The sequence below is a fragment of the Candidatus Zixiibacteriota bacterium genome (assembly GCA_021159005.1).
Lineage (GTDB): Bacteria > Zixibacteria > MSB-5A5 > UBA10806 > 4484-95 > JAGGSN01.
Genome location: JAGGSN010000214.1, coordinates 1 through 7087 on the forward strand (window position 1 = coordinate 1; position 7087 = coordinate 7087).

At 39.7% G+C, this 7087-nt stretch carries 4 protein-coding genes; all 4 read left to right on the forward strand.

The genetic code is table 11. The annotated features are described in order from the left end of the window. Positions 1-1788: N-6 DNA methylase (locus J7K40_14290; protein MCD6163566.1), on the forward strand; the 1788-nt coding region annotated here is incomplete at its 5' end. Next, positions 1779-2945 carry a restriction endonuclease subunit S gene (locus tag J7K40_14295; protein MCD6163567.1) on the forward strand — a complete coding sequence of 389 codons (1167 nt, stop codon included), beginning with the start codon at positions 1779-1781 and terminating at the stop codon, positions 2943-2945. The genes J7K40_14290 and J7K40_14295, both read left to right, overlap by 10 nt. After that, positions 2942-5995 carry an HsdR family type I site-specific deoxyribonuclease gene (locus J7K40_14300; GenBank protein MCD6163568.1) on the forward strand — a complete coding sequence of 1018 codons (3054 nt, stop codon included), beginning with the start codon at positions 2942-2944 and terminating at the stop codon, positions 5993-5995. The genes J7K40_14295 and J7K40_14300 overlap by 4 nt, the downstream gene beginning before the upstream one ends. Position 5996: 1 nt before the next feature. Then, positions 5997-6710: a M48 family metallopeptidase gene (locus J7K40_14305; protein ID MCD6163569.1), complete on the forward strand. Its 714-nt coding sequence runs from the start codon at positions 5997-5999 to the stop codon at positions 6708-6710. Positions 6711-7087 lie beyond the last annotated feature (377 nt).

Sequence of the window (7087 nt, forward strand, 5' to 3'; positions counted from 1 at the left end):
ACTAAAATTACTCTGTACGGACAGGAAAAAGACTCCGCCACATCAGGTTTAGCCCGCATGAATATGATTTTACATGACAATGAGATAGCACTAATCGAGCAGGGTAATACATTGGCTAATCCTCTTTTTTTGAATGATAACGGCGCGCTTAAAACCTTTGATTATGTGGTTGCCAATCCGCCGTTTAGTGACAAACGTTGGGGTAATGGCGTTGACGCCGTCGGCGACATCCATGGCCGGTTTAAAGATTTTGGTATTCCTCCCTCAAAAAACGGAGATTACGCTTACCTGCTTCATATTATCCGTTCGCTGAAAAGCAAAGCCAAAGGCGCGTGCATTCTCCCGCATGGAGTTTTGTTCAGAGGAAACGCGGAAGCGGAAATCCGCACAAACATTATCAGGAGAGGATACATCAAGGGGATTATCGGTCTGCCGGCTAATCTGTTTTATGGAACTGGTATTCCTGCCTGTATTATTGTGCTCGATAAAGAAAATGCTCATAACCGCAAAGGCATATTCATGATTGATGCCAGTAAAGGTTATATGAAGGACGGTCCGAAAAACCGGCTTCGCAGTATGGATATTCACAAGATAGTTGAAGTTTTTAACAAGCAGCTTGAGATTGATAAATATTCGAAAATGATCCCGTTTGCCGCAATTGAGAAAAATGAATACAACCTCAACATTCCCCGCTATATAGACAGTCAAGAGCCCGAAGATATTCAGGATATTGAAGCTCATTTGCTGGGTGATATTCCCAATGCTGATATTGACGCGCTGGAGAACTACTGGATGGTGTACCCTACTCTGAAAACCACTCTCTTTGGTAAAAGCAAGCGGGCGAAATATTCAAAGTTGAAAGTTGAAAAAGATTTAATTAAGCAGACGATTTTTGAGCATCCTGAATTTGCAGCGTTTGCAAAAAAAATGAATGCCCTGTTTACAAAGTGGAAAAAGAAAAGTGCCGGCTGCCTAAAAGCGCTACAAGCTGGCGCAAAACCCAAAGAGGTGATTTTTGATCTTTCTGAAAGCCTGCTGGCACAGTACACCGGCAAAAAGCTGATTGACAAATACGATGTCTATCAGCATCTGATGAACTATTGGGACGAGGTGATGCAGGATGATTGTTATATCATTGCTGTTGACGGCTGGAAAGCAGAAACTTATCGCATACTGGTTGAGAATAAAAAGAAGAAGATGGTAGATAAAGGCTGGACATGCGATCTTATCCCGAAAGAGCTGGTTATCAACCGATTCTTTGTTGAAGATAAGCAAGCCATTGAAGCATTAGCAGCAGAAAGTGAAACCATTGCCGGAAAGCTTACCGAGTTAGAAGAGGAACACAGCGGTGAGGATGGCGTTTTCGCAGAGCTGGATAAGGTAAGCAAAGGGAATGCGCAAAAGCTTTTAAAAGAGCTTAAAAACGAAACAGATGCCAAGAAAGAAATAAAAATCGTTGAGACCTACCTTGACCTGATAAAAAAACAAGCTGTTGCCAAAAAGCAAATTAAGGAAGCTCAAGCTGATTTAGATAATAAGCTTTATGCCAAATACCCGGCTCTTAGCGAAGACGAGATTAAAACGCTGGTAGTTGATGACAAATGGATGACCGCAATGGAAAAAGAGATTCGCACCGAAATGGATAGAATCAGCCAGCGGTTGACCCAGCGCGTAAAAGAACTTGCTGAACGCTACGAAACGCCTCTGCCTATACAGACGACCGAAGTTAGCAAGCTGGAAAAGAGAGTCAACGCTCATCTGAAGAAGATGGGGTTTTCATGGAAGTGAGGGAAGGCTACAAACAAACTGAGGTGGGTGTGATTCCAGAGGATTGGGAGGTAACAAAAGTGGGAGAGGTTGCGAATGTAAAAACTGGACCTTTTGGATCATCCCTTCATGAAAGAGATTATGTTACTGATGGAACTCCAATAATAACAGTTGAACATTTAGGTGAACAAGGAGTTTTTCATTATAATTTGCCGATGGTTTCAGATATTGACAAAAAAAGGCTGAATAGATATATACTTCAAACCAATGATATTGTTTTTAGTCGTGTAGGTTCAATTGATCGAAATTCATTGATAAGTCAAGAGGAAAATGGATGGCTGTTTTCTGGACGTTTATTAAGAATTCGGCTTGAATCAAAGCATAATGTTGCATCGTTTTTAAGTTATAACTTTCAACAAGAATCAACAAAACAACGCATAAGAAGTGTTGCTGTAGGTCAAACGATGGCTTCTCTAAATACTCAAATTCTAAAAAACATTTCTATTTCTCTCCCTCCCACCAAAGCCGAGCAAACCGCTATTGCTACCGCCTTAAGCGATGCCGATGCCCTGATCCAATCACTGGAGAAGCTCATTGCCAAGAAACGTAACATCAAGCAGGGAGCCATGCAGGAACTGCTTAGACCCGAAAAATGTGAAAAAGTGAAACTGCTTGGGGAAATTTGTGAAATAAATAAAGGTCAGCTCATTACATCAAATGATATCGTTTTTGGAGATGTTCCAGTTATTGCAGGAGGGAAAAGCCCTGCATATTATCACAATAAACCCAATAGATTAGGTAGAACAATAACCATTAGTGCCTCAGGGGCAAATGCCGGCTATGTGGCTTTTCATAAAACTCCGATTTTTGCATCAGATTGCTCAACAATTGAAGAAAGCGATAATTACTCAATTGAATTTATCTTTTATCTGCTTTGTCTCAAACAAAAAGAAATATATGCAACACAATCAGGAGGGGCTCAACCACATATTCATCCTATTGATTTATACCCAATTGAAACTCCTATTTTAGATATTGAAGAACAACAAAACATTGCAACCATCCTCTCCGACATGGATGCCGAAATATCCGCACTGGAAGCCAAGCTCGCCAAATACAAACAGGTAAAGCAGGGCATGATGCAGGAGCTATTAACAGGTAAAACGAGGTTGGTATGACACAAGTTGGTCAAATAGAACGGCTCACCCAAAATCGGGTCGTAAAATTATTTCATGATGAATTGCGCTATGACTACCTTGGTAATTGGGAAGGCCGACCCAATAATAGCAATATCGAGGAAGAAATATTAACCGCCTATCTTACTCAAAAAGGGTATAGCTCTATTCTTATCAATAAAGCGTTGTATGAGTTGCGAACAACCGCCAACAACTATAACGAAAGCCTCTACACCAACAACAAAAATGTCTATAAACTGCTTCGCTATGGTGTGCATGTAAAAGCTGAAGCGGGTGATAACTTCGAGCCAGTTCAGCTTATCGATTGGAAAAACCCGGAGAAGAATAATTTCGCTATTGCTGAAGAAGTAACCATAATGGGTAACCGTGAAAAACGGCCGGATATTGTTCTCTATGTAAATGGTATCGCTATTGGTGTCCTGGAACTAAAACGCAGCACGGTCTCTATCGGTGATGGTATCAGACAGAGCATTGTTAATCAGCAGAGAGAATTTATCGGTTCCTTCTTCTCTACGGTTCAGTTTATTTTTGCGGGGAATGATTCCGAAGGTTTGCGCTATGGGACTATCGGCACACCGGAGAAATTCTTCCTTAAATGGAAAGAAGATGTCGAGGATAATACACTTTCAAAACTGGATAAATATCTCCTGAAGATATGTTATAAAAAGCGGCTTATCGAACTCATGTACGACTTTGTGCTTTTTGACGGTGGTGTTAAGAAACTGCCGCGCGTGCATCAGTACTTTGCCGTTAAGGCTGCACAGGAACAGATTCGCAAGCGTGAAGGCGGCATCATCTGGCACACTCAGGGAAGCGGCAAAAGTATCATCATGGTGCTCCTCGCCAAGTGGATATTAGAGAACAATCACGATGCCCGTGTTGCTATCATAACCGACCGTGACGAATTAGATAAGCAGATAGAGCGGGTTTTTAATGATGTTGGAGAACCAATCAAGCGTTCAAAGAGCGGTCTTGATTTAATGGCACAACTGGCACAAGCGAAACCGAGATTGTTCTGTTCGCTGGTACACAAGTTCGGCAAAAAGAATGTCGACAATTTTGAGGAATTTATCAAGGACCTGGAGAGTAAACCGAGTCAGGCAGTTGGCGAGCTATTTCTATTTGTAGATGAATGCCACCGTACCGAAAGCGGCAAGCTTCACCGCACTATGAAAGCAATGCTGCCCGGTGCTGTTTTTATAGGTTTCACCGGTACACCGCTTCTGAAAAAGGATAAGCAAACCAGTCAGGAAGTATTCGGCAAGTTTATTCACACCTACAAGTTTAATGAAGCAGTAGATGATAACGTCGTACTCGATTTAGTGTATGAAGCCCGTGATATTGATCAAAGCATTTCATCACCTGAGCGGATTGATGCCTGGTTTGAGTTAAAGACAAGAGGTTTAAACGATTTTCAAAAATCTGAGCTAAAAAAGAAATGGGGCACTATGCAGAAGGTGCTCAGCTGCAAGTCACGTATGGAAAAAGTAGTAAGCGATATCATTTTCGATTTCAACGTAAAGCCAAGGCTCAGCTCTGAAAGAGGCAATGCGATTTTAGTAGCCTCAAGTATTTATGAAGCAAGCCGCTACTATGAGCTTTTTAACAATACCGGATTGAAAAACAGATGCGCCTTAGTTACATCATACAATCCAAGCAACAAAGATATCACTACAGAAGATACAGGAGCTAACACCGAAACCGAAAAAGAGACTATATATCAGATTTATTCTGAGTTATTGAAAAATGCAGCAGCAAAACCAAATAAAACAAAAACAGAATCATATGAGGATGATGTTAAAGAAGCGTTTATTAATGAGCCTGCAAATATGCGTCTTTTGGTTGTGGTTGATAAGCTTCTTGTTGGTTTTGATGCTCCGAGCTGCACTTATCTTTATATTGATAAATCCATGCAGGACCACGGTCTATTTCAAGCGATTTGCAGAGTAAACCGCTTGGATACTGACGATAAGCAGTTTGGCTACATAGTTGATTACAAAGATTTATTCCGTAAGGTTGAAGATGCTGTTTCTGTCTATACTTCAGAACTTGATTATGATGATTTTGAAAATACTGATTGCGATATTTTATTAAAAGACCGCTTGAAAAAAGGTCGCGAGCGATTAGATAATGCGCTGGAAGAAATAGCCCTACTCTGTGAACCTGTTGAGCCGCCCAAAGGAACAATAGAATACATCCGCTACTTCTGCGGCAATCCAGAAATCCCTGAAGAACTAAAAAGCCGTGAAGTTCAAAGAACTGCCTTATACAAAAACACAGCAACTTTAATACGCGCTTTTGCCAACATAGCTGATGAGATGGAAGAAGCAGGTTATACTGAAAATGAGATTGTAATTATCAAGAAGGAACTCGATTTTTACTTGAATCTCCGTGAAGAAATTAGAAAAGCAAGCGGTGAAACGCTCGACCTTAAAACTTATGAAGCAGACATGCGTCATTTGCTTGATAACTATATTCAAGCTGATGAGCCTCGAAAAATATCACCATTTGGCAATCTTTCACTCATTGAAATAATCGTGAAAACAGGTATTGCCGATGCTATAAAGAGCTTACCTAAAGGCATACAAAGCAGCCGGGAAGCTATTGCTGAAACCATTGCGAATAATGTGCGGCAGAAAATTATCAGGGAGCATTTAATAGACCCTGCCTTTTTTGAAGAAATGTCAAAGCTTCTTGATTTAATCATCCAAGAGCGCAAGACTAAAGCAATCAACCATGAGGAGTATTTGAAAAAGATTGCAGAGCTTGCCAAAATAGTATTCGAAGGGAAAAGTGAAACTACACCTCATATCTTAAATACACCAGCAAAGAGGGCATTGTACAATAATCTTGGTAAAGATGAAAACTTAGCTTTATCCATCCACAACAATGTTATCAAAAATAGACCGGATAATTGGAGAGGTCGCGAACTCAGAGAACGGGTAATTAAAGGTGAATTGTATAAAGTTTTAAAGGATGAAAAAGAAGTCGAAAGAATCTTTGTTATTATAAAACAACAGAATGAATATTGATATGAAAAAATTAAAATTGGGAAATATTTCAATAGATGTTATTCAGAAGAATATCAAAAACATTCATCTAAGTGTTCATCCGCCTACTGGTAGAGTTCGCATTTCCGCGCCTTTGCGATTGGATTTGGATACCATTAGAGTGTATGCTCTTTCAAAGCTTAGCTGGATAAAAAAGCAACAGGAGAAGTTTAGAAGCCAAGAAAGAGAAGCCCCCAGAGAGTTTCTTAATAAGGAAAGTCATTACTTTAAGGGCAAACGCTATTTGCTTAAAATAGTTGAAGAAAATGCAATCCCTAAAGTCATATTAAAACACAATGTCATAGAGCTTTATGTTAGGCCAGGTGCTGATATTGGAAAAAGAAAAAACATATTGGATGAATGGTATCGAGAAAAAATAAAAGAGTCTATTTCGCTTATTATTACAAAGTGGGAAAAGAAATTGAAGGTTCAGGTACATGAATTCAGAATAAAAAAGATGAGAACTAAATGGGGTACCTGTAATCGTGAAGCCAAGCGAATATGGTTGAACCTTGAGCTTGCTAAAAAGCCCGTCGAATGTTTGGAATATATTATTGTGCATGAAATGGTGCATTTGCTTGAAAGAACTCACAATGAAAGATTTATTTCCCTTATGAATAAATTTATGCCAAAATGGAAATTCTACAGAGATGAATTGAATAGATTGCCGGTTAAACATGAAAATTGGAAATACTGAAGTCTAAAATGGAACAGATTGTCACAGGTCGGATCCAACGACAACTACTATTCCTCTTCAACGACAATTACAATCACTATAATGGTATAAGAACATTGAGAGCAGCTATCACAACCGCAGGGGAAGCTGTTACACTTCCCCTGACCCGTGACAGCTGCATAAACCATAAAGATAAATCATATAATGCAATAACAACTTTAGGCTCGTTGTATTTTATTTCCAATTTAACTCCTTAATTTAAAGATATTTCTCAAAAAATATTTTCGATGGGGCTACGCCCCATACCCCTTTCCAAGAATCCAAGAAACAAGAATCCAAGCACCTAAGGAGACTTGACAGAGGAAAAAGAAACAATAACACGAAACCCCAACTTGTCG

Bases quoted from the DNA above. Each gene is read 5' to 3' on its own strand.
- J7K40_14295 (MCD6163567.1), top strand. From the start codon at position 1,779: ATGGAAGTGAGGGAAGGCTACAAACAAACTGAGGTGGGTGTGATTCCA.
- J7K40_14300 (MCD6163568.1), top strand. From the start codon at position 2,942: ATGACACAAGTTGGTCAAATAGAACGGCTCACCCAAAATCGGGTCGTA.
- J7K40_14305 (MCD6163569.1), top strand. From the start codon at position 5,997: ATGAAAAAATTAAAATTGGGAAATATTTCAATAGATGTTATTCAGAAG.